The following is a 25,443-nucleotide window of genomic DNA, read 5'->3' on the forward strand; positions in this document are numbered from 1 at the left end:
GCGCGACTCGCCCGGATAACGACATTGCCTTCCATGGTATTGTCCCGGCAGGGGGGATTCGCGCCTGCCAACAGAGATGCGTGCTTATGAAAATCACCCGCCTGCGCCTTCACGGCTTCAAGTCCTTCGTTGAGGCCACGGACTTCGTCATCGAGCCCGGCCTGACCGGCGTGGTCGGACCCAACGGCTGCGGCAAGTCGAATCTCGTCGAAGCGCTGCGCTGGGCGATGGGTGAGACCTCGTACAAGTCGCTGCGCGCCGCCGACATGGACGCGGTGATCTTCGCAGGCTCCGGCAACCGTCCCGCGCGCAACCACGCCGAAGTGACGATGACGATCGACAATGCCGATCGCACCGCCCCAGCAGCGATGAACGACAGCCAGCTTCTCGAAATCTCCCGCCGCATCGAGCGCGAGGCGGGGTCGGTCTATCGCATCAACGGCCGCGACGTGCGCGCCCGCGACGTGCAGATCCTGTTTGCGGATGCCGCCACCGGCGCGCGTTCGCCGGCTCTCGTCCACCAAGGCAAGATCGGCGAGATCATCCAGGCCAAGCCCGAGCAGCGCCGTCGCGTGCTGGAAGACGCTGCCGGCGTCGCCGGTCTGCACGCCCGCCGCCACGAGGCCGAGCTGCGGCTGAAGGCGGCCGAAACCAATCTCACCCGCGTCGAGGACGTGATCGGCCAGCTCGCAGGACAAATGGAAGGCCTGAAGAAGCAGGCCCGCCAAGCCGTGCGCTACCGCGAGGTCGCGGCCAAGGTCCGCAAGGCCGAAGCCACGCTGTTCCACCTGCGCTGGATCGGCGCGCATGCCGACGTCAACGAATCCGGCCAGACTCATGATCTCGCGGTGCGCGAGATGGCCGAGCGCACCCAGCACCAGGCCGAAGCCGCCCGCATCCAGGCGATCCGCGCCGCCGAAATGCCGGCGCTGCGCGATGCCGAGGCGCGCGCCGCCGCAGGCTTGCAGCGCCTGACCAATGCTCGCGAGCTGCTCGACCGCGAGGAAGAGCGCGCCAAGGAGCGCGTCGCCGAGCTCGAGCGTCGTCTCGCCCAGTTCGAAGGCGATATCTCGCGCGCCCAGCAGCAGACCATGGACGCCGACGTCGCGCTGCAGCGGCTCGACACCGAAGATTCCGAGCTGAAGGAAGAGATCAAGTCGCGCGTCGAGAAGCGCTCGGGCGTCGACGAGCGCGTCGGCGAAGCCGAGGCGGTGCTGACCGAAACCGAGCAGCAGTTCGCCGAGCTTACCACCGCGCTGGCCGACCTCACCGCCAAGCGCAATCAGCTCGAGGCCAACGTCCGCACCCACCGCGACAAGCTCGCCCGGCTCGACCAGGAGATCGGGAACGTCGCTGCGGAAGAGCAGAAGCTTGCCGCCGAGACCGGCGGCTTTGGCGATCTCGACGAGCTGACCGCGACGGTCGAAACCGCGGAGCAGACGCTGGCCGCCTCGGAAGCCGCAGCGCAAGCGAGCGAAGCCGCCCACGTCGCGGCACGCCAGACGCTGGAATCCTCGCGCTCACCGCTGGTCGAGGCCGACAAGCGCGCACAGCGGCTCGAAACCGAGGCGCGCACGATCTCCAAGATCCTCAACGGCGAGACCAAGAATCTGTGGCCGCCGATCATCGACGGCATCACCGTCGACAAGGGCTTTGAAAAGGCGATCGGCGCCGCGCTCGGCGACGACCTCGATGCCCCGATCGACCCGTCGGCGCCGATGCGCTGGACCAATGTCGGACAGACCGACGGCGATCCGGAGCTGCCCGAAGGCGCCGTGCCGCTCGCCAATCATGTGCAGGCGCCGGCCGAGCTGACGCGCCGTCTGGCCCAGATCGGTGTGGTGCCGCGCGAGCGCGGTGCCGAGCTGGTCTCGCAGCTCAAGACCGGCCAGCGGCTGGTTTCGCCCGAGGGCGACGTCTGGCGCTGGGACGGTTTTGTTGCCGCGGCGCATGCGCCGACCGGTGCCGCGCGGCGCCTTGCCGAGCGCGCCCGTCTCGTCGACATCGAGAACGAGCTGGAGCAGGCCCGCATCGACGCGCAGATCAAGCGCCAGGCGCTGGAGAATGCCGAGTCCGAGCTGCAGATGGCGGCCAGCACGGAAGGCGCCAGCCGCGAAGCCTGGCGCGCCGCGCAGCGCGAGCTCAACGTCGCGCGTGAGCGCCATGCCACCGCCGAGCGCGAGATCAGCCGTCACGCCGCGCGCAAGGCGACACTGTCGGAAGCGCACAGCCGTCTCGCCGCCGACCGCGCCGAGGCCGAAGCTGCGTATGAATATGCCGAAGCCGGCATCTCCGAGCTGCCGTCGAGCGAGGACACCGAGACCCGTCTCGCCGCGGTCCGCAGCGACATCGAAGGCCATCGCCGCATGGCCGCCCAGGTCCGCGCCGAGGCGCAGGCGCTGGCGCGCGAGGCCGAGCTCGCCGACCGCCGCGTGCAGGCAATCCTGGCCGAACGCACCGAGTGGCAGAACCGCAAGGAGAGCGCGGCTTCCCACATCGACACCATCCAGGCCCGTATCGCCGAGCTCACGATCGAGCGCAGCGAGCTCGAAAACGCGCCGCAAGTGTTCGCGGAAAAGCGCAGCGCGCTGATCACCGAGATCGAATACGCCGAGAACGACCGCCGCATGGCCGCCGACGCGCTCGCCGCCGCGGAGACCGCGATGGCCGAGACCGATCGCGTCGCCAAGCTGACCTTGGAGGCACTCTCCAGCTCGCGCGAGGCCACCGCCCGCGCCGAGGAGCGCATGGAAGGCGCGCGGCGCCGGCTCGAGGACATCGAGCGCGAGATCCGCGACATGCTGGAAGTCGAGCCGCAGGCCGTTGCCGGCCTCGCCGAGATCGAGCCCGGCGCAGAGCTGCCGCCGCTGCACGACATCGAGGAAGACCTCGAAAAGATGCGCCGCGACCGCGAGCGCCTCGGCGCCGTCAATTTGCGCGCCGAGGAAGAGCTGCGCGAGGTCGAGACCCAGCACAATGGTCTGGTCACCGAGCGCGACGACCTCGTCGAGGCCATCAAGCGTCTGCGCCAGGGCATCCAGAGCCTCAACAAGGAGGCGCGCGAGCGGCTTCTGACCTCGTTCGAGGTCGTCAACAACCACTTCAAGCGCCTGTTCGTCGAGCTGTTCGGCGGCGGCGAAGCGGCGCTGCACCTGATCGAGAGCGACGACCCGCTGGAAGCCGGCCTCGAAATCATTGCCAAGCCGCCCGGCAAGAAGCCGCAGACGCTGTCGTTGCTCTCGGGCGGTGAGCAGGCGCTGACCGCGATGGCGTTGATCTTCGCGGTGTTCTTGACCAACCCTTCGCCGATCTGCGTTCTGGACGAAGTCGACGCGCCGCTCGACGACCACAACGTCGAACGGTACTGCAACCTGCTGCACGAGATGACCGGCTCGACCGACACGCGCTTCATCATCATCACGCACAATCCGATCACGATGGCGCGGATGAACCGCCTGTTCGGCGTCACGATGGCCGAGCGCGGCGTCTCGCAGCTGGTGTCGGTCAGCCTGTCAGAGGCGGTGGACATTCTCGACCAGAACGTGGCGTGATATCCTTGGCGTCATTCCGGGGCTCGCGAAGCGAGAACCCGGAATGACGTGAGGTTGATGATGATCTCGCCCACGCTCCCTCCTGAACTCAAGGCCGCCCTCGACGGCAAGCTGCAGGGCTTCTCCCGCACCGACGCTGCACAGCGGTCGCAGAAGATCTCGACCGCCTATCGCGCCGGCGGCGGCTCCGGCACGATCAAGTCGGACGCCGATGCGCTCGCCTATGCGCTCGCGCGAATGCCGGCGACCTACGCGGCCGTGGCCGCCAGCCTCAATGCGCTCACCGAGATTGCGCCCGATCTCGCCCCGGAAACGTTGCTTGATGTCGGCGCGGGCCCGGGCACCGCGAGCTGGGCTGCCGCGGAGGCCTTTTCCTCGCTGCAAGATTTCACCCTGCTCGACGCCAACGCCACGCTCAGCCGGCTCGCGCTCGAGCTGGCGCGCGACAGCTCGCGATTGGCGGAGTGCCGTTATTTGCCGGGCGATGCAGGCGCGAATCTCGTCGAAGTTTCCGAAGCCGATCTCGTCGTCGCGAGCTACGTCATCGGCGAATTGAGCGAGGCCGATCAACGCAAGCTCGCGGAAGCGATGTGGGCGAAAGCGCGCCACGCGCTGGTCGTGATCGAGCCCGGCACGCCCGCGGGCTACGCGCGCATCCTCGCCCTGCGCCAGCAGCTGATCGCGCTGGGCGCCTTTGTCTCCGCGCCGTGCCCGCACGAAAGGCCCTGCCCGCTCACCGCCCCCGACTGGTGCCATTTCAGCCAGCGCCTGCCGCGCTCGCAGGCCCACCGCCAGATCAAGGGCGCCGACGTGCCGTTCGAGGACGAACGTTTTATTTACGTCGCGCTGACTCGCAAGCCGCCCGCAACGCGTGCTGCGCGCGTGCTGGCGCCGCCGGATGTCGGTAAGGCCGAGATCACGGCGAAGCTCTGCACCGGGGATGGCGTCGCGCTGACGAAAGTCCCGCGGCGCGACAAGACCGCCTATGCAAGTGCCCGGCGTTGGCGCTGGGGCGACGCCATTCTGTCCGAAAGTTAACCTCGTTCCGGACTTTCGCCTTGAACTCGGGCGGTTCCTCATTCGACCAAGTCTTACCTCCCCTCTGCGCCGGGCTCTCGTTTCGCGCCGATTTGGTCTACCCTAGCGCCCTGCTTCTTCCCCCTTCAGGAGTTCTCCATGTCGACCGGCTGGATCGTTCTCGGCGTCATCGTCGTCCTCGCGCTGTTCGCCTTCAACGCCTACAACCGCCTGGTGGCGCTGAGCCAGCGCGTCGGCCAGGCTTTTGCCGATATCGACGTGCAGCTCAAGCAGCGCCACGACCTGATCCCGAACCTGGTCGAGACGGTGAAGGGCTACGCCTCGCATGAGCGCGGCACGCTCGACGATGTCATCAAGGCGCGCAACTCGGCAATGTCGGCGCAGGGTCCTGCGCAGGTGTCCGCGGCCGAGAACCAGCTGTCCGGCGCGCTCGGCCGGCTGATCGCGCTGTCGGAGGCCTATCCCGACCTCAAGGCCAACGCCAATTTCCAGCAACTCGCATCCGAGCTTTCCGACCTCGAGAACAAGATCGCGGCGAGCCGCCGCTTCTTCAACAACGCGGTCCAGGAATACAACACCGGCATCCAGCAGCTGCCCGCCGCTTTGTTCGCCGGCATGTTCGGCTTCACCAGGAAGGACTTCTTCGATCTCGGCGCCAGCCGCACCGAGGTCGAGGCCGCGCCGCAGGTGAAGTTCTGATCTTGAGCCGATAGGCCGGCAGGGCACCCGCGTCATGGCCGCGTATGGTCTCTACACGCACATCGCCTCGAACAAGTTTCGTTCGATGCTGCTGCTCGCCGGCCTGTTCATGCTGGTCTACGTGCTGGTCTATGCTGGCGCGTTGGTCGCCGAAGTCGTCATCAACGGCAATGAGACCGTCGTCTATTACCTGAGGCGGGCCCTCCACGATCTGATCGTGGCCGCACCGGTTGCGACGATCGTGGCGGCGGCTTGGGTCGTGATCGCCTATTTCTTCCACCAGTCGATGATCGACGCGGTGACCGGCGGCCACGACGTCACGAGGCAGGAGGAGCCGCGGCTCTACAATCTGCTGGAAAACCTCTGCATCTCGCGCGGCATCACCATGCCGAAGCTGAAGATCATGGAGAGCCCGGCGCTGAACGCGTTCGCGACCGGCCTCAATCCCAGGCAATATTCGATCACCGTCACCACGGGTCTCCTCAACGCGCTGAACGACAAGGAGATCGAGGCGGTGCTGGGCCACGAGCTGACCCACATCAAGAACGGCGACGTGCAGCTGATGGTGGTCGCGGTCATCATCGCCGGCGTGGTCGGCTTCTTCGGCGAATTGTTCTTCCGCCTGTTCACCAATTTCAATTGGAACTCCGGCTCCGGCGGCTCATGGTCCTCGGGCTCCTCCTCGTCGTCGCGGTCGTCCTCATCATCGAGCGACAACAAGAGTTCCGGCGGCGGCGCGGTAATCGTGATCATCATCGCGATCGTGCTGATCGTGGTGGCCTGGCTGCTGTCCCAGGTGGTCAAGCTCGCACTGTCACGTTCGCGCGAATATCTCGCCGACGCGGGCTCCGTCGAGCTGACGAAAGACCCCGATGCGATGATCTCGGCGCTGCGCAAGATCGAGAATCGCGGCGAGCTGCCCGGCGCGACCTCGGCCGTGATGGAGCTCTGCGTCGACAATCCCCGCGAGGGCTTTGCCGATCTGTTCGCGACCCACCCCTCCGTGCAGTCCCGGGTCGACGCGCTCGTCAAGTTCGCCGGCGGCCACGATCCGGGCCCGCTGCCGCCGACCGAGGAAACGGACGAGCCCGAGGCGCAAGCTGACCCGCAGAACGCCCCACCACCGCTGCGTCATGGCCCGTGGGACGATGCGAGTGGGCCGGCCGCTCCGCCGCCCCTACCCGCACCCGGCCCCTCCGGGACCGCGAGCAGCAACCCCGCGGGCAATCTCATGGGTCCTTGGGGCCGTCATTAAGCACGCGATGTCCCGCCATGCGCGGTGGGTTTCGCCGCGATTGGGAAAAACTTCGGGAATTGCCGTATCGACATGCCGAGGAATTGAATTCTCCCTTGTTTCTGCCATGTTCGCGCCCAACAGCAGACTTGGGACATCCTTGGGGCATCCTTGGGACATCGATTTGGGGCCCGGCCGATTGCGACCTCGCGATCGGGGGCGCGCGTTAGGGGACAGCAATGGCAAAGCCGGCAGTGGTTGTGGTGGGCGCGGACAAGGGCGGGGTCGGCAAGACCACGGTATCGCGTACCTTGCTCGATTATTTTTCCGCCAACAACGTGCCGACGCGCGCCTTCGACACGGAATCGCCGCGCGGAACCCTGAAGCGCTTCCACCCCGACATCACCGAGATCGTCGACATGACGACGACATCGGACCAGATGAAGATCTTCGACACGCTCAACGCGGTGAGCCCGTCGGTGACCGTGATCGACGTTCGCGCCGGCCTGCTCTCGCCCGCTCTGGCTTCGCTGCGCGACATCGGCTTCCTCGACGCCGCCAAGGCCGGCCAGATCACCTTCGCGGTGTTCCACATCCTCGGGCCCTCGATCGCCTCGCTGGAGGAGATCGCCGAGACCGCCGGCTTCATGACCGGCGCAAAATATTTCCTGGTGAAGAACTTCATCAACGACACCCAGTTCTTCCAATGGGACCAGGCGACCTACAATTCCTACTTCCACCGCATCAAGGACGCGACCGAGCTGACCATCCCCAAGCTCAACGAAATGGCCTATGAGCAGGTCGAAGTGTCCTCCGTCCCGTTCCTGAAATTCGTCGCCAACAAGGGCATCAGCGACGAGGCCGCGAATTATTCGTTCGTGCTGCGCGGCTATGTCCGGCACTGGCTGGCGAATGTCTGGAGCGAGTTCGACCGGATCCGGCTGACCGACATCGTCGGCTCGAAACCCGCGACCCGCAACAGCGAAAAATAGTTGCGCAAGCAGGGCTGATACGGCTGGATTGGTCGCCAGGTTCGACTGATATAGCTGCCGATGCCCGCAACGCCTGTCTACATCATCTGCTCGCCCCGCCCGCAGGTCGGCAAGACGCTGCTGGCGCGGCTGCTTGCCGAATTTCTGCTGCTCAAGAACGGCAATGTCGCGGCCTTCGACGTCAATCTGAAGGAACCGTCGTTGCTCGACTACCTGCCAAAGATCACGGAGACCGCCGACGTGATCGATACCTACGGCAAGATGCAGCTGATGGACCGCGTCATCGTCGATGACGGCATGGCCAAGGTGATCGACCTCGGCTTCCACGCCTTCGACGAGTTCTTCAAGATGACCGACGAGATCGGCCTCTTGAAGGAGGCCGCCCGCCGCCATGTCGCGCCTCAGATCCTGTTCGTCGCCGACACCGACCGCGCCTCGGCCCGCGCCCACGAGATGCTGCGCGGGCAGATCCCGCGGATGAACCTGATCACCGTGGACAACGAATATGTCGTGCGCGGCGAGCTGCCGGCCGCGATGGCCGGCGGCCGCCTGTTCCGCCTGCCTGCCTTGCCCGGCTTCCTCAAGATCTATGTCGACCGGCTGAACTTCTCCTTCACCGGCTATCTGCGCCAGGAGAAGGACGCCTCGACCGAGCTGCACCAATGGACCCGGCGGAATTACTTTGCCTTCCGCGAGCTCGAGCTCAGCCTGATCCTGCAGCGATCCTAGATAATTTCACCCGGATAATATTGACTGCGGGTTGGAGCGGGCTTATTGAGGCGGACATCAGTATCCCCTCAGCAAGGCCCGTCACCGTGAGCATCGACCGGAAAGCAGCGATTGCCGCCTACAAGGAGCGAAAGACCATTGCGGGCATCTTCGTCGTGCGCTGCGCGGTCTCGAGCGAGGCCTGGGTCGGCCAGGCGCCGAACCTCGAGACGATCCGGAACCGCATCTGGTTCTCGCTACGCCAGGGCAGCCACACCTGCCGCAGCCTTCAGGCTGCCTGGAATGCGCATGGCGAGGCCGGCCTGACCTTTGGCGAATGCGAGCGCCTGGAGGATGAGGAAACCGCCTATGTCAGGAACGCGCTCCTGAAGGAGCGCCTGCTGCATTGGCGGGATGAACTGAAGGCCGAAGCGATCTGAGGATCGCGGCGACCTCTCAATGCCCCTCGAACGTCATCAGCGTTCGCACCGGCACGTCCATGGCGCGCAGCTTGGCGGCGCCGCCGAGCTCGGGCAGATCGATGATGAAGCAGGCGGCGACGACGTTGGCGCCGATCTGGCGCAGCAGCTTCACCGCGCCTTCCGCGGTGCCGCCGGTGGCGATGAGGTCGTCGACCAGGATGACGCGCTCGCCGGGCTGGATGGCGTCGACATGCATCTCCATCTCGTCGATGCCGTATTCGAGCGAATAGGCGATGCGCACAGTGGTGTGCGGCAGCTTGCCCTTCTTGCGGATCGGCACGAAGCCGGCCGAGAGCTGGTGCGCCACCGCACCGCCGATGATGAAGCCCCTCGCCTCCATGCCGGCGACCTTGTCGATCTTGTTGCCGGCCCAGGGGTTGACGAGCTCGTCGACCGCGCGGCGGAACGCGCGCGCGTCCGCGAGCAGGGTCGTGATGTCGCGGAACATGATCCCCGGCTTGGGATAGTCGGGGATGGTCCGGACGCTCGCCTTGATGTCGTGGTCAAAGGTCATGGTTATCTCGCTCTGGCTTTTCCACCGTCATTGCGAGCGAAGCGAAGCAATCCAGACCTTCTCCGCGCAACAATCTGGATTGCTTCGTCGCCAGCGCAAAATTGCTTCGCAATTTGTCGCGGGCTCCTCGCAATGACGGCTCTTACTCAATTCGCCCCAGCATCCAGCCGGAACGCATTCTCGACAATACGTAGTCCCACCTCATTGCTGAGCGACATCAGCGATTCCGGGTGGAATTGCACGCCGGCGACCGGCAGCGTCTTGTGCTCCAGCGCCATGGCAACGCCGTCCTCGGTGCTGGCGGTGACGGACAACACCTCCGGCATGCTGTCGCGCTCGACGAAGAGCGAGTGATAGCGGCCGATGACGATCTCGTTCGGCAAATTGCGCATCAAGCGTCCGCCGCGCACCTGCACCCGCGAGGGACGGCCGTGCGCAGGATGGGTGAGCTGGCCGAGCTCGCCGCCGAAATATTCGCCGATCGCCTGCACGCCGAGGCAAACGCCGAACACCGGCAGCTTCTTCTCCAGCGCCGCATCGATGGTCTTCTTGATCCCGAAATCTTCCGGTCTGCCGGGGCCCGGCGACAGCACCAGCAAATCCCATGTCTTCCGCTTGAGCATGTCGAGCGCGTGCACATGGCGGACCACGGTGACGTCAGCGCCGACCTGGCGGAAATAATCGGCGAGCATGTGCACGAAGCTGTCGTCGTGATCGATCAGCAGCACCCGCTTGCCCGAACCGGTCGCATCCGGCGCGAAGGTCGACAACGGCTTCGGCGGATCGCCGCGCAGCGCCTGGAACAGCGCGGCGGCCTTGACCTGGCATTCGCGGTCTTCTGCGGCCGGATCGGAATCGAACAGGCAGGTGGCGCCGACGCGCACTTCGGCGAGACCATCCTTCATGCGGATGGTGCGGATGGTCAGGCCGGTGTTGATACTGCCGTCGAAATTCACCGCGCCGATCGCGCCGGCATACCAGCGCCGCGGCGAGCGCTCGTGGTCCTCCACGAACTGCATCGCCCACAGCTTTGGCGCACCGGTCACGGTGACGGCCCAGGCGTGGGTCAGGAAGGCGTCGAGCGCGTCGAAGCCGGGACGCAGCATGCCCTCGACATGATCGACGGTGTGAAACAGCTTTGAATAGGTCTCGATCTGGCGCCGCGCCAGCACCTTGATCGTGCCGGGCACGCAGACGCGCGCCTTGTCGTTACGGTCGACGTCGGTGCACATGTTGAGCTCGAACTCGTCTTTCTCCGAGTTCAGGAGCTGGCGGATCTGCTCGGCATCGCCGATCGCATCGCTGCCGCGCGCGATCGTGCCCGAGATCGGGCAGGTCTCGACCCGGCGCCCGTCCGAGCGCACGAACATTTCCGGCGAGGCCGACACCAGGAATTCGCCCTCACCCAGATTCATCAGCGCGCCGTAAGGCGACGGGTTGATGACGCAGAGGCGCTGGAAGACTTCAGCCGGCGAACGATCGCAAGGCTCGGCGAACAGCTGCCCAGGCACCGCTTCAAAGAGATCACCGCGGGCGAAGGCCGCGCGTGCGGTCTCCACCGTCGCCTGATATTCGCCGGGCGCGTGGTCGGCAAAACCCTGCCGCGGCGTCTTCAGGTAAGGACTCTCGGCGGTCTCGCGGGGCAGGCCCTCGGTGGATTTGCCCTTCCAGGCAAAGTCGTACGAGAGCACCACGCCGCGGCCGGTGGCGCGGTCATAGGCCAGCAGGCGATCGGGCACGTAGAGCACGATGTCGCGCTGGTCGCTCTCTCGTGCGCGCTTTTGCACGAGGTCCTCGATCTGGAACACCAGGTCGTAGGCGAAAGCACCGAACAGGCCGAGCAGCCCGTCGTCATTGGCAGAGAAGGCGGCGACGAGATCGCGCACCAACGACATCACGCTGGCACGGCGCGTGCGCTGGTCCTCCTCGACCGGAGCATCGCCGCGGATGATGTGGCCCGCAAGGCGCGTCGTGGTCTTCTCGGAGATGACGACGCAGGGCTCGCGCAGCACATCGGCCAGGAAGGCGATCAGCACCTGCCCGCGCTCGTTCAGCGCTTCCAGTTTGAAATTGACGCCTGATGTCTCGAGCTTGAGCGGCGGATCGGAGAAGCCGAGGTCAAAGCTCTCGTAGCGGCCGGGGACGGTCGTGCCCGAGGACAGCACCACGCCGCGACGGCGGTCGAGCAGATTGATGAGGTCGTCGAGCCGGCTCGCGCCGCCGGTGAATTGCTCGGCCACGCGCGTGATCGCGAGACCCGCGCGGGTCACGTAATCGCTTCTGGCCGGGAGGGCAAAGACTGTCCTGTTCATGTGATCCTCTTGGGGTCCTCTTACGAGACTTGCCGAGGAAACGCCACACAGGACAAACGATCAGGCCGCCGCACTGCGCTGGCGACCTCAGACGATTTGGGAAAGGAAAATCGCACCGGCCACCTCGTTAGGAGGTGCGCCACCAAAGACGGGCTGGGCGAACGGCGGTGCTCATGGGGCGGATACTCACCATGGCACGGGGACGGCGTCAAGGGCGGCCGGGGCAGTAGCCCGGATGGAGCGCAGCGCAATCCGGGGGCGTGCCACAATGGAAGTCCCCGGATTACGCTGCGCTCCATCCGGGCTGCAGGCTGGGTCAGGCTGCGCTGTTACCGCCGAGATGATTGGCGAAGAAATTGATCGCCCTGCCCCAGGCGAGCTCGGCCGCCTCGCGGTCATGCACGGCCTGGCGCTGCTCGTTGACGAAGGCGTGCTCGGCGTCATAGCGGAATAGCTCCAGCGACTTGCCGGCCGCCTTCATGGCCTTCTCGAAGCCGCTGACCAGCTCCGGTGTGCACCAATCGTCCTTGTTGGCGAAATGGGCCTGGAGCGGGATCTTGACGTCGGCGGGCTTGGCCGCCTGCTCCGGTGGGATGCCGTAGAACACGACGCCAGCCGCGAGCTCCGGGATCTTGGTCGCGCCGATGATGGTGACGGCGCCGCCGAGACAGAAGCCGGTCAGCCCGACCTTGGCGCCGTTACGCGACAGATATTGCGCGGCGCCGCGCACGGTCTGCGTGGTGGCGTCCATGAAGTCGAGCGAGTTCATCTCCTTGTTGGCGCTGTCCGTGTCGTGATACGGCACCACCTTGCCCTTGTAGAGATCGGGCGCCAGCGCATCGAAACCGGCCAGCGCGAAGCGGTCGCACAGGCCCTTGATCTGGTCCGACAGGCCCCACCATTCCTGGATCACGACCACGCCCGGCGCGTTGCCGCGCGCGGCATTGGCGAGATAACCCGAGGCGTCCTTGCCGTCCGGGCGCTTGAAGGTGATGGCGGTTCCCATAGTGTCCTCCGATGAGTTCTTGGGGGAGTGGTTGGTGGCATTTTGGCGGGTGCATGCGAATGACGCAATCACCGCGCAAACAAACTCTCGTGCCCCGGATGCTGCGCAGCGCGCCGCCCCTTGCGGCGTGATGCGCTGCTGATCCGGGGCCCAGCTACGAGCATTCCGGGTCCCGGCTCGCGCTTCGCGCGTCAGGGACACGGACCCAACAAAAAAGCCCCCTTGCGGGGGCTTCTTCATTTTCTCGTCGCATCAGAGCGCTCAGTGCGAGCTGGCCCAGACCTTTTTCTTGGTGAAGTACATCAGGCCCGCGAACAGGATCAGGAACACGAAGACCTGGAATCCGAGGCGCTTGCGCGCTTCCATGTGCGGCTCTGCGGTCCACATCAGGAAGGTGGTGACGTCCTTGGAATATTGCGCGACCGTGGTCGGCGAGCCGTCGTCATAGGTCACCTGGCCGTCGCTGAGCGGCTTCGGCATCTTGATGGCGTGGCCCGGGAAGTACTTGTTGTAGTACGAGCCCTCCGGAATGGTGACGCCTTCCGGCACCTTGTCCTCGAAGCCCTGCAGCAATGCCGAGACGTAGTCCGGGCCCTGCTCCTGGAACTGGGTGAAGAAGTCGAAGATGAACCAGGGGAAGCCGCGCTTATAGGAGCGCGCCTTGGTGATCAGGGACAAATCGGGCGGCGCCGCGCCGCCGTTCGCCGCGCGAGCGGCCTGCTCGTTCGGGAACGGCGAGGGGAAATAGTCCGCCGGACGCCCCGCACGCTCGAACATGTCGCCGGCATCGTTCGGGCCGTCCTTGACCTTGTATTCCGACGCGAAGGCCGCCGCCTGCGCCACCGAATAGCTGGGCCCACCGGGCTCGGCGAGGTTGCGGAAGGCCACATAGGACAGGCCGTGGCAGCTGGCGCAGACCTCCTTGTAGACCTTCAGGCCGCGCTGCAGCGCGCCGCGGTCGAACTTACCGAAAGGGCCGGAGAACGACCATTTGTTGCCCGGAGGCGTATCGCTGCCTTCAGACGCCTTCGCGCTGTCGACCGAGCCTGCGAACAACGAACCGGCGAGCGCCAGCATGATCGCGGTCGAGACCATCGGCGTCGACCTGCTTCCGGTCTTGGCCAGGACTGCATCCGAGATCGAGTTCGGCACCGGCCGCGGCTTCTCGATGCGAGCGAGCAGCGGCAGCACGATCAGGAAGTAGGCGAAGTAGCAGACCGTCAGAACCCGGCCGGCGATCACGTAGATGCCTTCCGGCGGCTGCGCCCCGAGATAGCCGAGCAGGATGCAAACCACGACGAAGATCCAGAAGAACTGCTTGGCCAGCGGGCGATACTTCGACGACCTCGTCTTCGCGGCGTCCAGCCAGGGCAGGAAGCACAGGATGATGATCGCACCGAACATCCCGATGACGCCGGCGAGCTTGTTCGGGATCGAGCGCAGGATCGCGTAGAACGGCAGGTAATACCATTCCGGCACGATGTGTGGCGGGGTCACGCCCGGGTTCGCCGGAATGTAGTTGTCGGCGTCGCCGAGATAGTTCGGCATGTAGAAGATGAACCAGGCGTAGAGCAGCATGAAGCAGGCGACGCCGAACATGTCCTTGATGGTGGCATGCGGCGTAAACGGCACCGTATCCTTTTCCGTCTTCGGCTCGACACCGTCGGGGTTGTTCTGACCGGCGACGTGCAGCGCCCAGACGTGGAGCACGACGACGCCCGCGATCAGGAACGGCAGCAGGTAATGCAGCGAGAAGAAGCGGTTCAGCGTCGGATTGCCGACCGAATAGCCGCCCCACAGCAGCGTCACGATGCTCTCGCCGACATAGGGAATGGCGGAGAACAGGTTGGTGATGACCGTGGCGCCCCAGAAACTCATCTGGCCCCAGGGCAGCACGTAGCCCATGAAGCCGGTCGCCATCATCAAGAGGTAGATGATGACGCCGAGGATCCACAGCACCTCGCGCGGCTCCTTGTAGGACCCGTAATAGAGACCGCGGAACATGTGAACGTAGACGGCGACAAAGAACATCGATGCGCCGACCGCATGCATGTTGCGCAGCAGCCAGCCGTAGTTCACGTCACGGACGATCAGCTCGACCGACTTGAAGGCGAGATCGGCATGCGGCGTATAATGCATCGCCAGGATCACGCCGGTCAGGATCTGCATCCCCAGCATGAAGGAGAGGATGGCGCCGAAGGTCCACCAATAGTTCAGGTTACGCGGGGTGGGATAGGCAACGAAGGAGGAGTGCATGAGGCCGAGGATCGGCAGGCGCCGCTCGATCCATTGCAGGGCCGGATTGCTCGGCTGGTAGTCGGATGGTCCGCTCATGATGCGATCCTGAGGAAATAGTACGACGAGACGGCGCGAAGCTTCGGACGAGGGTCCGAGGCTCAGCCGATCTGGATTTTGGTGTCGGAAACGAACTGGTACGGCGGCACCGGCAGGTTCGCGGGCGCGGGCCCCTGGCGGATGCGGCCGGACGAATCGTACTGCGAACCATGGCAGGGGCAGAAGAACCCGTCGTAATTGCCCTCATGGGCGATGGGGATGCAGCCGAGATGGGTGCAGATGCCGATCACGACCAGCCACTGCTCATGGCCGGACTTGACCCGGGCCTCGTCGGACTGCGGATCAGGCAGGCTCGCCACGTTGACGGCGCGCGCCTCGTCGATCTGCTTCTTGGTGCGGTGGCTGATGTAGATCGGCTTGCCGCGCCAGAACACCTTGATGTCCTGCCCTTCGGCGACCGGACTGAGATCGACCTCGATCGGCGCACCGGCGGCGATGGTCGAAGCATCAGGATTCATTTGGGAGATGAAGGGCCAGAGCGCGGCTGCGCCCCCTACTGCTGCAGCTGCCCCGGTTGCAACGAATAAGAAATCACGGCGTGTCGGATGGTCCGCCGAAGACGCTGTCGTCACGATTCCAACCCTTTCTTCTTACGCCACCGGAGGAACCGCTCCAGGAGCCCCCAAGGTCCCCGGAACAGTCTGCCGGCGCCCGCGGCCCCCCGCGGCGGCAGAACTTCGCTCATTCACCTCTAAACGGATGAAACAGCAGTCCAGAATCGTTCTATTGGCACCCTTGCCGGGCGAGCGCAAGCCCGCTATCGGCGCTGGAGCGTGCCATGCACGAATTCCCGGGCAGGCGATGTTTTATTGAGACATTTCCGGCCCGCATCGCCCCCGACACAGCCCTCGCACAGCCCATGCAGATAGCGCTTTTCCAACCCGACATCGCCCAGAACACCGGCACGATTCTCAGGCTTTGCGCCTGTCTGGGCGTCGCCGCCCACATCATCGAACCGGCCGGCTTCCCCGTCTCCGACCGCCTGTTCCGCCGGGCGGGAATGGACTACCTCGACCATGTCAGCCTGACCCGCCATGACTCCTGGTCGAAATTCGAGGATTGGCGTGCGGCACAAAGCTACCGCCTGCTGCTGTTCACCACGAAAGCTGCCACCGACTACCGCGATTTCCGTTACCAGACGTCGGACATCCTGCTATTCGGGCGCGAGAGCGCCGGTGTCACCGACGCGGTGGTCGAGGCCGCGGATGCGCGGCTGGTGATCCCGATCAAAGCGGGGCTGCGGTCGCTCAACGTCGCCATGACCGCGGCCATGGCCGCCGGCGAGGCGCTGCGGCAGATCCGGAACCCGCAAGCCTGATAGATTGAGGAGAGACGATTGAGTTACGCGGTCAAGGAAATCTTCCTGACCCTGCAAGGCGAAGGCGCCCATGCCGGGCGCGCGTCCGTGTTCTGCCGTTTTGCCGGGTGCAACCTCTGGAGCGGCCGCGAGGCGGACCGTCTTGAGGCCACCTGCAAGTTCTGCGACACGGATTTCGTCGGGACCGACGGCACCCTCGGCGGCCGCTACGGCTCGGCCGCGGAGCTCGCCGACACCATCGCCGCGCAATGGACTGCGGCCGCCGCCAACCGCTACGTGGTGCTGACCGGCGGCGAGCCGCTGCTCCAGGTCGACGCCGCGCTGATCGAGGCGCTCCACGCCCGCGGCTTCGAGATCGGCGTCGAGACCAACGGCACCATCGCAGCGCCGGAGGGGCTGGACTGGATCTGCGTCAGCCCCAAGGGCGGCAGCGAGCTGGTGCTGCGCCAGGGCCACGAGCTGAAGCTGGTCTATCCGCAGGCCCTCGCCGCGCCCGAGACGTTCGAGGACCTAGCCTTCGAGCGCTTCTCGCTGCAGCCGATGGACGGACCCGAGGTCATCGAGAACACCGCGCGCGCGATCGACTACTGCCTGCATCATCCGCAATGGCGGCTCAGCGTGCAGACGCATAAATCGCTCGGCATCAGATAGGACGCGCCTGGGAATGCAGATGGACATGTCGAAGATCGACGACCGCAAGGGCCGCGCCCGCACCTGGTTCGAGGCCTTGCGCGACGACCTCTGCGCGAGCTTCGAGCGGCTCGAGGATGACGCGCCGCAAAGCCTCTATCCGGGCGAAGCCGGCCGCTTCAAGCGCACGCCCTGGCAGCGCACCGACCATACCGGCGCGGCGGGCGGTGGTGGCGTGATGTCGATGATGCATGGCCGCCTGTTCGAGAAGGTCGGCGTGCACTGCTCGACCGTGCACGGCGAGTTCGCGCCCGAATTTCGCGCCCAGATCCCCGGCGCCGCGGACGATCCAAAATTCTGGGCGTCCGGCATTTCGCTGATCGCGCATATGCGCAATCCGAACGTGCCCGCCGTGCACATGAACACCCGCTTCGTGGTCACCACGAAAGCCTGGTTCGGCGGCGGCGCCGATCTCACACCGGTGCTCGACCGACGGCGCACCCAGGACGATGCCGACAGCATCGCCTTCCACGCCGCGATGAAGCAAGCCTGCAACCAGCCGAACGGCGTTGCCGACTACGACAAGTACAAGAAATGGTGCGACGAATATTTCTACCTGCCGCATCGCAAAGAGGCGCGCGGCATCGGCGGCATCTTCTACGACTGGCACGACAGCGGTGACTGGGACGCCGATCTCGCCTTCACCAAGGACGTCGGCCGCGCCTTCCTGAAGATCTACCCCGACATCGTCAGGCGCAATTTCGCGGCAGGCTGGACCGCCGCAGACCGCGAGGAGCAATTGATCCGGCGCGGCCGCTATGTCGAATTCAACCTGCTCTACGATCGCGGCACCATCTTCGGGCTGAAGACCGGCGGCAATGTGGATTCGATCCTGTCGTCGATGCCGCCGGAGGTGAAGTGGCCATGACTGTTTCGAGGCCGCTGCCGCGCGCCATGCTGATCGATATGGATGACACCATCCTGTCGGCCTATGGCCGGCCCGAGATCGCCTGGAACACGATCGCGAACGAGTTTGCCGAAGAGCTGGCGCCGCTGCCGCCGCCGCAAGTCGCAACCGCAGTGCTCGCCTTTGCGCGGCAGTTCTGGTCGACTGCAGAGCCGATCTGGCGGATGAAGCTCGGCGAGGCGCGGCGGCTCACGGTGCGCGGCGGCTTCGCCGCGCTCGCCGCAAACGGCCATCGCGCCCTGCCCGACGATCTCGCCGATCGCATCGCCGACCGCTTCACCACCTATCGCGAGGAAGCAATATTCGTGTTCCCCGGCGCGCATGATGCGATCGACGCGTTCAGGGCACGCGGCATCAAGCTCGCACTGGTCACCAACGGCGCCGCCGACATGCAGCGCGCCAAGGTCGAGCGGTTCGAGTTGACCCATCGCTTCGACCATATCCAGATCGAGGGTGAGCACGGTTTCGGCAAGCCGGAGGAGCGCGCCTATCTGCACGCGATGGAGGCGCTGGGCGTCTCCGCAAGGGACACCTGGATGATCGGCGACAATCTGGAATGGGAAGTGGTGACGCCGCAGCGCCTCGGCATCTATTCGATCTGGATCGACGTGCACGGCGACGGCCTGCCCGAAGGCTCGACGGTCAGGCCCGACCACATCATCCGCTCGCTGACCGAGCTGGTGCCGGGCCGGCCGTAACCAGGGCCCGAAAACAAAATATCGAAAAACAACCCCATGCACAGTAGGGCGCTGCTGCAAAATCAATAGCTTGCGGATTTTTCGAATCGGCTTTTGCTCCGTCGGGCAAAACAGGGGTATGATGCCATCGTCGACGCTTGCGATGAGAGCGCCCTGAAGTGGCCTTCCGGCACCGAAGCTTGATGCAGCGGACCGCGCAGCCCGTCTCAAGCTCCTCTCCCGGCCGCCTCCGTTTTCCGCGTGTCATGACAAGTTGCTAGCCTCCTTCGGGTCGATCAACTCGAAGGGACAATCCATGGAATTGAAAGCCGGCGATGTCGTGATGCTGAAATCCGGCGGCCAGCCGCTGACGGTTGCGGAAGTGAAGCAGGACGAGGCGCTCTGCCTCTGGATGGGCATGGAAGGCGATCTGTTCCGCGAGACGCTGCCGCTGGCCGTGCTGGTGCGCGTGGAAGAGGAAGACGAGGAGGAGGATGAGAATGAAGACGAGGGAGAAGACGACGATGAGTGAGCACGCCTAAGACCGCATTCCGGTCAGCCTGGAGTCCGCCGCTCCAGCGCACTTGATGTCTGCTTCTCTGCCAATCACTGCGATAGTGGGCTCATCGGCGAATGTCGCGACGGCCAAAAGCGATAATGACGCTCCAGTCGCTTCAGCAGACTCAGCGGCGCCCGTTATGGAAGATAGATCTCAACCACTCAACTGAAGGCCGCACCAGGAGCCATCCTCGTGACCCAAGAGCCTTCTTGCAGGCGAGAAAACACCACCGAGGCGTTCCTTGAACGCTCGGATCGATACTCACCGCAAGCTGAGAAAGCCGTGCTGAGCTTTCCGTCGCTCCTTCGTTGAAGGCCGCGCTTGCACAGCCGATCGCTTCAAGCGCCAACATATGGATCAACCAGGCACGAAGATCGTCAGCGTTCGTCAACCTGGCGGCGCAACTATTCAGGAAGTGTTCAATCGCCGCCTTGCGTTGGAGCAGGTCTTGCTCCCGCGAAGGCTCACCTGACATATTGGCCGAGTGCGATCGATACACGGCTTGATCAGCAGCAATGACCCCCACGTCGCCATGTGCGGCGAGTCGCAACCACATTTCCATGTCAGAGGCATAGGGCAAGTCAGCCAAATACCCGCCCACTCTTTTCTGCAGGCTCGTGCGAACCACTACGGTCGGTGACAGCACAATGTTTCTTGCGCCGCTAAGTGCGACGAAATCACGTCCGGACAAAACGTGGGTTCTGGATCCCACTCCTGTTCTATGGCGCGAACGCTCCCCCCGTTGATCGAGAACGACCGCGCCTCCGAAGGTGAAAGCGACAGAAGGATGATCATCCATCAGATCGGCCGATCTCTTGAGGGCACCGGGCAGCAGGTAATCGTCCGCAGACAGCAGAAGCATATAGTCGGCTCTCACCCAGGCGATGCCTTCGTTGGCGGTAGCGATGAGACCTTGATTCGAGGTGTGTCTGCGGTAGTTGGCGCGGGGATCGGAGCCGACCAACTCTTGCGCAACTTCCGCAGTATTGTCGGGCGACGCATCATCGATGATGAGCACGCGCAATTCGGGATCGGATTGCGTCAAAACGCTCTCGACGCACTCTCGCAGGAAATGCCCGTACCGGAAGCAGGGAACAACGACGTCTACGGAAGTCATTTATTGTCGGTTCCACCGACTCACAAAAGCGTCGAAATCTATCTATTCAACAAATTACGATTGAATGGGTTCCTGGCCTGCTGCCACGAGGGGTAGTTCATCCGCCCTTTCAACGCTGCCGATCAAATCCTGCTCCTTTCAGGGACCCCCCGAGTCCGCTACGGGTCAAAGGCTGCTCTAGCCGGCCAGCATGAGCTTGATCGGGTCACCTGTCGGAAGCGGACGCCTTCGTTGCTTTGGGGGTAACGTCAGCGACAGGCCAATTGCGGTCACCCTCCTTACTCGCGCGGAACTGCAGCAGCTTGATCGATGAGATTGGTATTGGGCGCAAGTTTACGCGAGCGCGCAAAAACGATCCGAGACGTGGCAGGTATCTCGGCTTCGGCTCTACCGTCTTGGCCGATTAGGATCAATCCGGCGCCGCCATTTGCTACATTCAGTATAATCGGGTCCCCGCTCCAGGTCATGATCGCCTCCATTCCGATGATGAGGAACTCGCCCACGGGCTGGTCGAAATATTGGATGCGCAATTGTGGTCCGACCTCTGCCGGTGCAAGTTCAAAGCCGAGTTTTCGAGCCCGTGAGTAAAGGTCAGCTAACGTCACACGATCGCTCGTGAACCCAAGTTGCGTCGGGGAGACGAGTGCAAGCTCCATGTCTGTCTTCTGAGAAGCAGTAATAAAGGACGGTCGGGCAAGGATTTCGCCCGCTTGGCTGCCCACACTGCATCGCATGCTGTCCATTGCATTGCGCAGCTTAAGTGAGTCGGCGAACGTGCCTATTGTAATTGACTTCCATGTCGCAATGTCGCGCTCGGATTGAATAAGCCGTTGAGGCGCTTCGGATGCGCGTGTCTTGAATTTCAGCTGTCTCTCCAAAACATCGCGAGCTGCGCACTGGGTCTGCGCCGTACTGCTTGCGAGCTGAAGGATGCAAACTGAAAGGATTAGAACAACTAAGTAGTGGCACGCCGTGCTTCTGTTGCGACGATTGACTGCGGTGCATCGCGTTATGCTTTTTGGAATAGACATGGCGGAATCACTTTTTCAATCAAGCTTGACAGAAAAAGCCCGCCTCCGAGTCAAGGGGAAGAACGGAGGGAAATGACGTCCATGAACATTCCCCGGCCGCCTTTGAAATGCGTCCGGAGGCGGGGCCTATGGCTTCAATTATTCCAATTTCCAAATTGCAGGCTGCAGTCCGTAAGCCTGATCAAGCCTGCCCATCAGACCTTAGGCATGATGTGAATGAAGCATAGCATGTGGTTGCATCCGCTCAATATGCCAAAAGTCTGCTCCGGGTCATAAGCTGCCGCGGGACAATTGAGCCGAGCGACTTCCGATTGTCCCTCAGGAGCGGACGTTATGAGAACAACCTGGATCGCGGAAAGTCGCGAATATCCGATTGGACCATGGCCATCTACGCGACGAGCTGCCTCGCCGCCGCCGAGATCATCACGAGCCCGCCGGTGATCACCGCGACATCAAGGATCGCGGTGTGGATGTGCACCGGCATCCGCTCCACGAAGGCCTTTGCGAGAAACGCGCCGGGGATCGCGATCGCGCCGATCAGCAGCGCGAAGGCGAGCACCTGCGCGGTGACGGCACCGGCAAGGCCGAACACCGAGATCTTGATGAGGCCGGTGCCGAGCGAGATCATGGCATCGGTTGCGATCACGGCGGCGCCTTCGAGGCCGGCGGCCATCAGCAGCGAGAGCAGGATCACGCCGGAGCCCGAGGTGCCGCCGACCAGCACGCCGTAGCCGACCGAGCCGGCGGCAAGGCCGCTGTCGCCGATCTTGACCTTTCGGCGGCGGAGTACGCGGCGCAGCGGCACGCTCAGGATCAGCATGGAGCCGATCACGAGCGCCGCGCCGGCATTGGTGAGGCGCGTATAGCCGTAGGCGCCGAGCGCGGTCGTCAGCGCGGCGCAGGCGAGCACGATCAGCGCGCGGCGGCGGTCGGCGTAGCGCAGATAGGCAACGGCGCGGCTGGAATTGGTGAAGATGGCGGAGATCGCGATGATCGGCACCACGGGCTCGGCGCCGACCAGCGGCACCAGCACCAGCGGCATCAGGGCGCCGGTGCCGTAGCCGGCGAGACCACCGATGATCGAAGCAAACAACGCCATCAACGCGACCAGCAGGAGCTGAAAGATCGAGATGTCGGCGAAGCCTGAGACGATGGTCACGTTCTCTCGTCGCGGCTGATTCGTGCCGCAGCTTGATCGGCGATGGAAGCGAGTGCGGCTTCCTCTAGGGGAAAATCCGCCGCAAGCCAAGCGTCCTCGGCGAGCGTCAACACATGTCCGAGCGCGGGTCCTTCGGCCAGACCGCGCGCGATGAAATCGGCGGCCTTCAGCGGAAATTTCGGCGCAGTCCAGCGCTGCGGCAGCTCGGCGAGAGCGCGCCAGCGCATCGAGGTGAAATCGCCACCGGCGCGCGCCCAGCTGAGCAACACACGATCGTGATAGCGCTCGGGGCCGAGCCGATAGAGCAGCCGCCGTGCATTGGCCTCATCCTTGGTGGCGAAGCGCCACCAGCGGTGGCCCATCGAATCCAGTGCCTTGGTCTCGGCATTGGAGAGCCGCAGGCGCGCGGCGACGCGCTTGGCGTCTTCGGTCACCGCGACGGTCAGCGCGGCGAGGCGCCGCGTGCTGCTGGCGATGAGGCCGAGTTCGCGCTCGATCGCGATCATCGCCGACAGCGGCCCGGTATAGGCGACGCCGCCGATCAGCGCTTGCAGCAATCCGCCCTCGGCCATGGCCAGCACGGCCGCGGATGCGCCGCCGGCCACCAGCAGCTTCAGCATCTCCATGCGCACCCGCTCGGCCGAGAGGCTGGCAAGACCGGCACGCCCCCGGATGCAGGCGAGATAGCCGTCGCGGTCGGGATCGCCGGCACCAAAGGCGGCGTGGATGCGGAAGAAGCGCAGGATGCGCAAATAATCTTCGGCGATGCGCTGGTCAGGATCGCCGATGAAGCGCACGCGGCGCGCCTTGGCATCCGCGATGCCGCCGACATGGTCGTAGACGACGCCGCGCGCATCGACCGACAGGCCGTTCATGGTGAAGTCGCGCCGCTCGGCGTCCTTGACCCAGTCGCGGCCGAACGCGACCTTGGCCTTGCGGCCGAAGGTTTCGGTGTCCTCGCGCAGGGTCGTGACTTCATAGGGGTGGCTGTCGATCACCAGCGTGACGGTGCCGTGGTCGATGCCGGTCGGCACGCTCTTGATGCCGGCGGCCTTGGCGCGCCGGATCACCTCCTCCGGCCGCGCGGTGGTCGCGATGTCGATGTCGCCGGGCACAAGACCGAGCAGCGCGTTGCGTACGGCGCCGCCGACGACCCGCGCCTCCTCGCCGTCAGAGTTGAGCAATTGCAGGACGCGCGCGGTCCCGCCTGCGGTCAGCCAGGGCGCATCGGCGAGAATCGGCGCAAGTATCGGCTCCGCGCTCATCGTGCGGCCCCTATTTTTCCACGCCCGGCACCAGCCGGCCGTTCTCGATATGGGCGGGAACGTAAGTCGAATCCGGGGCGGCGCCGGAGAAGTGCGCAAGTCCGATCAGGCCCGCAATGACCAGCACGATCGCCGCCAGCGCAAGGCGCGCGACGACCGCGACCGGCCAGGAGGAACGCGCGAACAGGCCGGAACGCGTCGCGGCCAGGAACAACGCGTAGACAGCAAAGGGAATGAGGAAGATTCCGATCTCGGTCAGAACCGGCCGGATCATGATGAATAGATCCGCTCATACAGCACACGCAGCATGCCCGCCGTCGCACCCCAGATGTAGCGTTCCGCGAACGGCATCGCGTAGTAGAACCGCTCCATGCCGCGGAATTCCTTGCTGTGCACCTGATGGTTCACCGGGTTCATCAGGAAGGATAGCGGCACCTCGAACGCATCATCAACCTCGGAATGGTTGATGGTGAGCTCGAAGCCGGGCCTGACCCTGGCGACCGTCGGCAGGATGCGGAAGCCGAAGGCGGTGCCGTAGAGATCGAGATAACCGATCGGCTCGACGAAGTCTCTGGACAGCCCGACCTCCTCCTCGGCCTCGCGCAGCGCCGCATCCAGCGGCGAGGCGTCGGTGGCGTCGATCTTGCCGCCGGGGAAAGCGATCTGGCCGGCATGGTCGTTGAGATGCGCCGAGCGCTGCGTCAGCAAGATGGTCGGCTCGGGATGATCGACCACCGCGATCAGGACCGCCGCGGGGCGCACCGGCTGCTCGCGCGCGACGATCTCGAGCATCTTGTCGGTGCCGGGATCGCCCGAAGCGGGAATGATGTTCGGATCGTAGAGGCCGAGCGGAACGTCGAAGCCGAGCTTCGCCCTGGAGCGGGCGAAGAAATCCGCCGCGCCGGGGGCGACGGGATCGCTCTTCAAGATAGGCTTGTTCAAAGCGCGGCCCTCACCTGCTCCGCATCGGCCATGGCGAAGAATTCGCCAGCCGATTCGACGCCGAACATCGGCTGGCCATCGACCATCCGCTCCTCGCCCATGTCAACCAGATCGTAATAGAGCGCCCTTGTGACCTTGGCCCAGAGCTCGGCGCGAACGTGCAGATATGGCGTCAGCCCGCCGTCCCTGGCCTGCTCGAAACGCAGCCGGTGCGCGGCATCGCAGGTGACCCAGTCATCGACATTGGTGCGGAAGCGCAGCACGCGATGGTTGCCCTCGCCGTCCTTCTGCATCTCGACCGCCATGAAGGGCGCGTCGTCGACGCGGATGCCGACCTTCTCCACCGGCGTGACCAGGAAATGCTTGTCGCCCTCGCGCTTCAGGATAGTCGAGAACAGCCGCACCAGAGCGGGGCGCCCGATTGGCGTCCCCAAGTAGAACCAAGTACCATCGGAGGCAATTCGGATGTCGAGATCGCCGCAAAACGGCGGATTCCACAGATGCACCGGAGGCAAGCCCTTCTTGGCGCCTTCGGCATTGGCAGCACTTTTGGCGGCGGCAGTCAGCCCCTCAAGACCGCGATCGGCGCTCTGCCCTTGGTTCGCCATGGTTTGCCCTGACTTTGTCCTTTGGCACGATTGGTGCAGGTCTACGTTGTGATCGGGTGCACGGTTCCACCCCGGATTAGTCCGGTGGGGGAGGTCGCCACTTCGTGATGCCGTACATAACCCGAAGCCGATAAGGTGGGGATAGGTTAATTCAACGAATACATGGCCTTCCTGCAAGTCTAGCATAGGCCCATGAGTTGACGCGATGATCTGACGTGATGATCCGTGATGTGGTGACGTGACGACGTAAGCAAGCCGCGCGGCAGGCTGAAGGAGCTA

24 protein-coding genes are annotated in these 25,443 nt (G+C 64.5%); 12 read left to right on the forward strand and 12 right to left on the reverse strand.

The features are described 5' to 3' along the window. Positions 1–86 precede the first annotated feature (86 nt). The 7 genes from smc (at position 87) to GA0061098_RS09435 (ending at position 8,662) form a co-directional block, all read left to right on the forward strand. Positions 87–3,551 carry a chromosome segregation protein SMC gene (smc, locus tag GA0061098_RS09405; protein WP_091956078.1) on the forward strand — a complete coding sequence of 1,155 codons (3,465 nt, stop codon included), beginning with the start codon at positions 87–89 and terminating at the stop codon, positions 3,549–3,551. A gap of 57 nt (positions 3,552–3,608) precedes the next feature. After that, positions 3,609–4,589: a small ribosomal subunit Rsm22 family protein gene (locus GA0061098_RS09410; RefSeq protein WP_165637262.1), complete on the forward strand. Its 981-nt coding sequence runs from the start codon at positions 3,609–3,611 to the stop codon at positions 4,587–4,589. A gap of 138 nt (positions 4,590–4,727) precedes the next feature. Beyond that, positions 4,728–5,288, forward strand: coding sequence for a LemA family protein (locus tag GA0061098_RS09415; protein WP_091956080.1), 561 nt, complete (start codon positions 4,728–4,730; stop codon positions 5,286–5,288). A gap of 34 nt (positions 5,289–5,322) precedes the next feature. Then, positions 5,323–6,543 carry a M48 family metallopeptidase gene (locus GA0061098_RS09420; protein WP_091956081.1) on the forward strand — a complete coding sequence of 407 codons (1,221 nt, stop codon included), beginning with the start codon at positions 5,323–5,325 and terminating at the stop codon, positions 6,541–6,543. 218 nt (positions 6,544–6,761) lie between these two features. Further along, positions 6,762–7,514: a P-loop NTPase family protein gene (locus GA0061098_RS09425; RefSeq protein ID WP_038972150.1), complete on the forward strand. Its 753-nt coding sequence runs from the start codon at positions 6,762–6,764 to the stop codon at positions 7,512–7,514. 60 nt (positions 7,515–7,574) lie between these two features. Further along, positions 7,575–8,243 (forward strand): P-loop NTPase family protein, encoded by a 669-nt coding sequence (locus tag GA0061098_RS09430; RefSeq protein ID WP_091956082.1) that lies wholly within the window; start codon positions 7,575–7,577, stop codon positions 8,241–8,243. Positions 8,244–8,329: 86 nt separating this feature from the next. Then, on the forward strand, positions 8,330–8,662 hold the full coding sequence (locus GA0061098_RS09435) for a GIY-YIG nuclease family protein (protein WP_091956083.1): 333 nt from the start codon (positions 8,330–8,332) through the stop codon (positions 8,660–8,662). 16 nt (positions 8,663–8,678) lie between these two features. Here GA0061098_RS09435 and GA0061098_RS09440 read toward each other — a convergent pair whose 3' ends face one another. From GA0061098_RS09440 to petA, 5 genes are all read right to left on the reverse strand, one after another. Beyond that, positions 8,679–9,218, reverse strand: coding sequence for an adenine phosphoribosyltransferase (locus GA0061098_RS09440; RefSeq protein ID WP_018323310.1), 540 nt, complete (start codon positions 9,216–9,218; stop codon positions 8,679–8,681). 146 nt (positions 9,219–9,364) lie between these two features. After that, a complete protein-coding gene (locus GA0061098_RS09445) occupies positions 9,365–11,530 on the reverse strand; it encodes an anthranilate synthase component I (protein WP_091956084.1) in 2,166 nt (721 codons plus the stop codon). Positions 11,531–11,846: 316 nt separating this feature from the next. Then, complete coding sequence (locus GA0061098_RS09450; protein ID WP_091956085.1) at positions 11,847–12,536, reverse strand: dienelactone hydrolase family protein; 690 nt, start codon at positions 12,534–12,536, stop codon at positions 11,847–11,849. Positions 12,537–12,797: 261 nt separating this feature from the next. Then, positions 12,798–14,870: a cytochrome b/c1 gene (gene fbcH / locus GA0061098_RS09455; protein WP_091956086.1), complete on the reverse strand. Its 2,073-nt coding sequence runs from the start codon at positions 14,868–14,870 to the stop codon at positions 12,798–12,800. A 62-nt stretch (positions 14,871–14,932) separates the two neighbouring features. Further along, the gene (petA, locus tag GA0061098_RS09460; protein WP_026232845.1) at positions 14,933–15,463 is read right to left on the reverse strand and encodes a ubiquinol-cytochrome c reductase iron-sulfur subunit; all 531 of its coding nucleotides are present in this window, start codon (positions 15,461–15,463) and stop codon (positions 14,933–14,935) included. A 287-nt stretch (positions 15,464–15,750) separates the two neighbouring features. Between petA and GA0061098_RS09465 the strand changes: the two genes are divergently transcribed. The 5 genes from GA0061098_RS09465 to GA0061098_RS09485 all read left to right on the forward strand — a co-directional run bounded on the left by GA0061098_RS09465 (position 15,751) and on the right by GA0061098_RS09485 (position 19,015). Then, positions 15,751–16,209: a tRNA (cytidine(34)-2'-O)-methyltransferase gene (locus GA0061098_RS09465; RefSeq protein ID WP_091956087.1), complete on the forward strand. Its 459-nt coding sequence runs from the start codon at positions 15,751–15,753 to the stop codon at positions 16,207–16,209. Positions 16,210–16,227: 18 nt separating this feature from the next. After that, positions 16,228–16,860 carry a 7-carboxy-7-deazaguanine synthase gene (gene queE, locus GA0061098_RS09470; RefSeq protein WP_091956088.1) on the forward strand — a complete coding sequence of 211 codons (633 nt, stop codon included), beginning with the start codon at positions 16,228–16,230 and terminating at the stop codon, positions 16,858–16,860. Positions 16,861–16,879: 19 nt separating this feature from the next. Then, complete coding sequence (gene hemF / locus GA0061098_RS09475; RefSeq protein ID WP_091956348.1) at positions 16,880–17,767, forward strand: oxygen-dependent coproporphyrinogen oxidase; 888 nt, start codon at positions 16,880–16,882, stop codon at positions 17,765–17,767. Beyond that, positions 17,764–18,504 (forward strand): HAD family hydrolase, encoded by a 741-nt coding sequence (locus GA0061098_RS09480; protein WP_165637263.1) that lies wholly within the window; start codon positions 17,764–17,766, stop codon positions 18,502–18,504. Before hemF ends, GA0061098_RS09480 begins: the two co-directional genes overlap by 4 nt. Before the next feature lie 295 nt (positions 18,505–18,799). Further along, positions 18,800–19,015, forward strand: coding sequence for a YodC family protein (locus GA0061098_RS09485; RefSeq protein WP_091956090.1), 216 nt, complete (start codon positions 18,800–18,802; stop codon positions 19,013–19,015). 151 nt (positions 19,016–19,166) lie between these two features. Here the strand turns inward: GA0061098_RS09485 and GA0061098_RS09490 are convergent, their stop codons facing one another. From GA0061098_RS09490 to GA0061098_RS09520, 7 genes are all read right to left on the reverse strand, one after another. Beyond that, positions 19,167–20,159, reverse strand: a complete 993-nt coding sequence (locus GA0061098_RS09490) for a glycosyltransferase family 2 protein (protein WP_091956091.1) — start codon at positions 20,157–20,159, stop codon at positions 19,167–19,169. Positions 20,160–20,437: 278 nt separating this feature from the next. Beyond that, positions 20,438–21,190: a hypothetical protein gene (locus GA0061098_RS09495; RefSeq protein ID WP_091956092.1), complete on the reverse strand. Its 753-nt coding sequence runs from the start codon at positions 21,188–21,190 to the stop codon at positions 20,438–20,440. A gap of 388 nt (positions 21,191–21,578) precedes the next feature. Beyond that, positions 21,579–22,349 carry a sulfite exporter TauE/SafE family protein gene (locus tag GA0061098_RS09500; protein WP_091956093.1) on the reverse strand — a complete coding sequence of 257 codons (771 nt, stop codon included), beginning with the start codon at positions 22,347–22,349 and terminating at the stop codon, positions 21,579–21,581. Then, entirely contained in the window at positions 22,346–23,614 is a 1,269-nt protein-coding gene (locus tag GA0061098_RS09505; RefSeq protein ID WP_091956094.1) for a CCA tRNA nucleotidyltransferase, read from the reverse strand. Before GA0061098_RS09505 ends, GA0061098_RS09500 begins: the two co-directional genes overlap by 4 nt. Positions 23,615–23,624: 10 nt before the next feature. Then, complete coding sequence (locus GA0061098_RS09510; RefSeq protein ID WP_028141715.1) at positions 23,625–23,888, reverse strand: DUF6111 family protein; 264 nt, start codon at positions 23,886–23,888, stop codon at positions 23,625–23,627. Further along, on the reverse strand, positions 23,885–24,556 hold the full coding sequence (locus GA0061098_RS09515; protein ID WP_091956095.1) for a CoA pyrophosphatase: 672 nt from the start codon (positions 24,554–24,556) through the stop codon (positions 23,885–23,887). The genes GA0061098_RS09510 and GA0061098_RS09515 overlap by 4 nt, the downstream gene beginning before the upstream one ends. Continuing rightward, positions 24,553–25,164 carry a DUF1285 domain-containing protein gene (locus tag GA0061098_RS09520; protein WP_091956096.1) on the reverse strand — a complete coding sequence of 204 codons (612 nt, stop codon included), beginning with the start codon at positions 25,162–25,164 and terminating at the stop codon, positions 24,553–24,555. Before GA0061098_RS09520 ends, GA0061098_RS09515 begins: the two co-directional genes overlap by 4 nt. Between the last annotated feature and the right edge of the window lie 279 nt (positions 25,165–25,443).

Origin of the sequence: Bradyrhizobium shewense, from assembly GCF_900094605.1 — a bacterium.
Lineage (GTDB): Bacteria > Pseudomonadota > Alphaproteobacteria > Rhizobiales > Xanthobacteraceae > Bradyrhizobium > Bradyrhizobium shewense.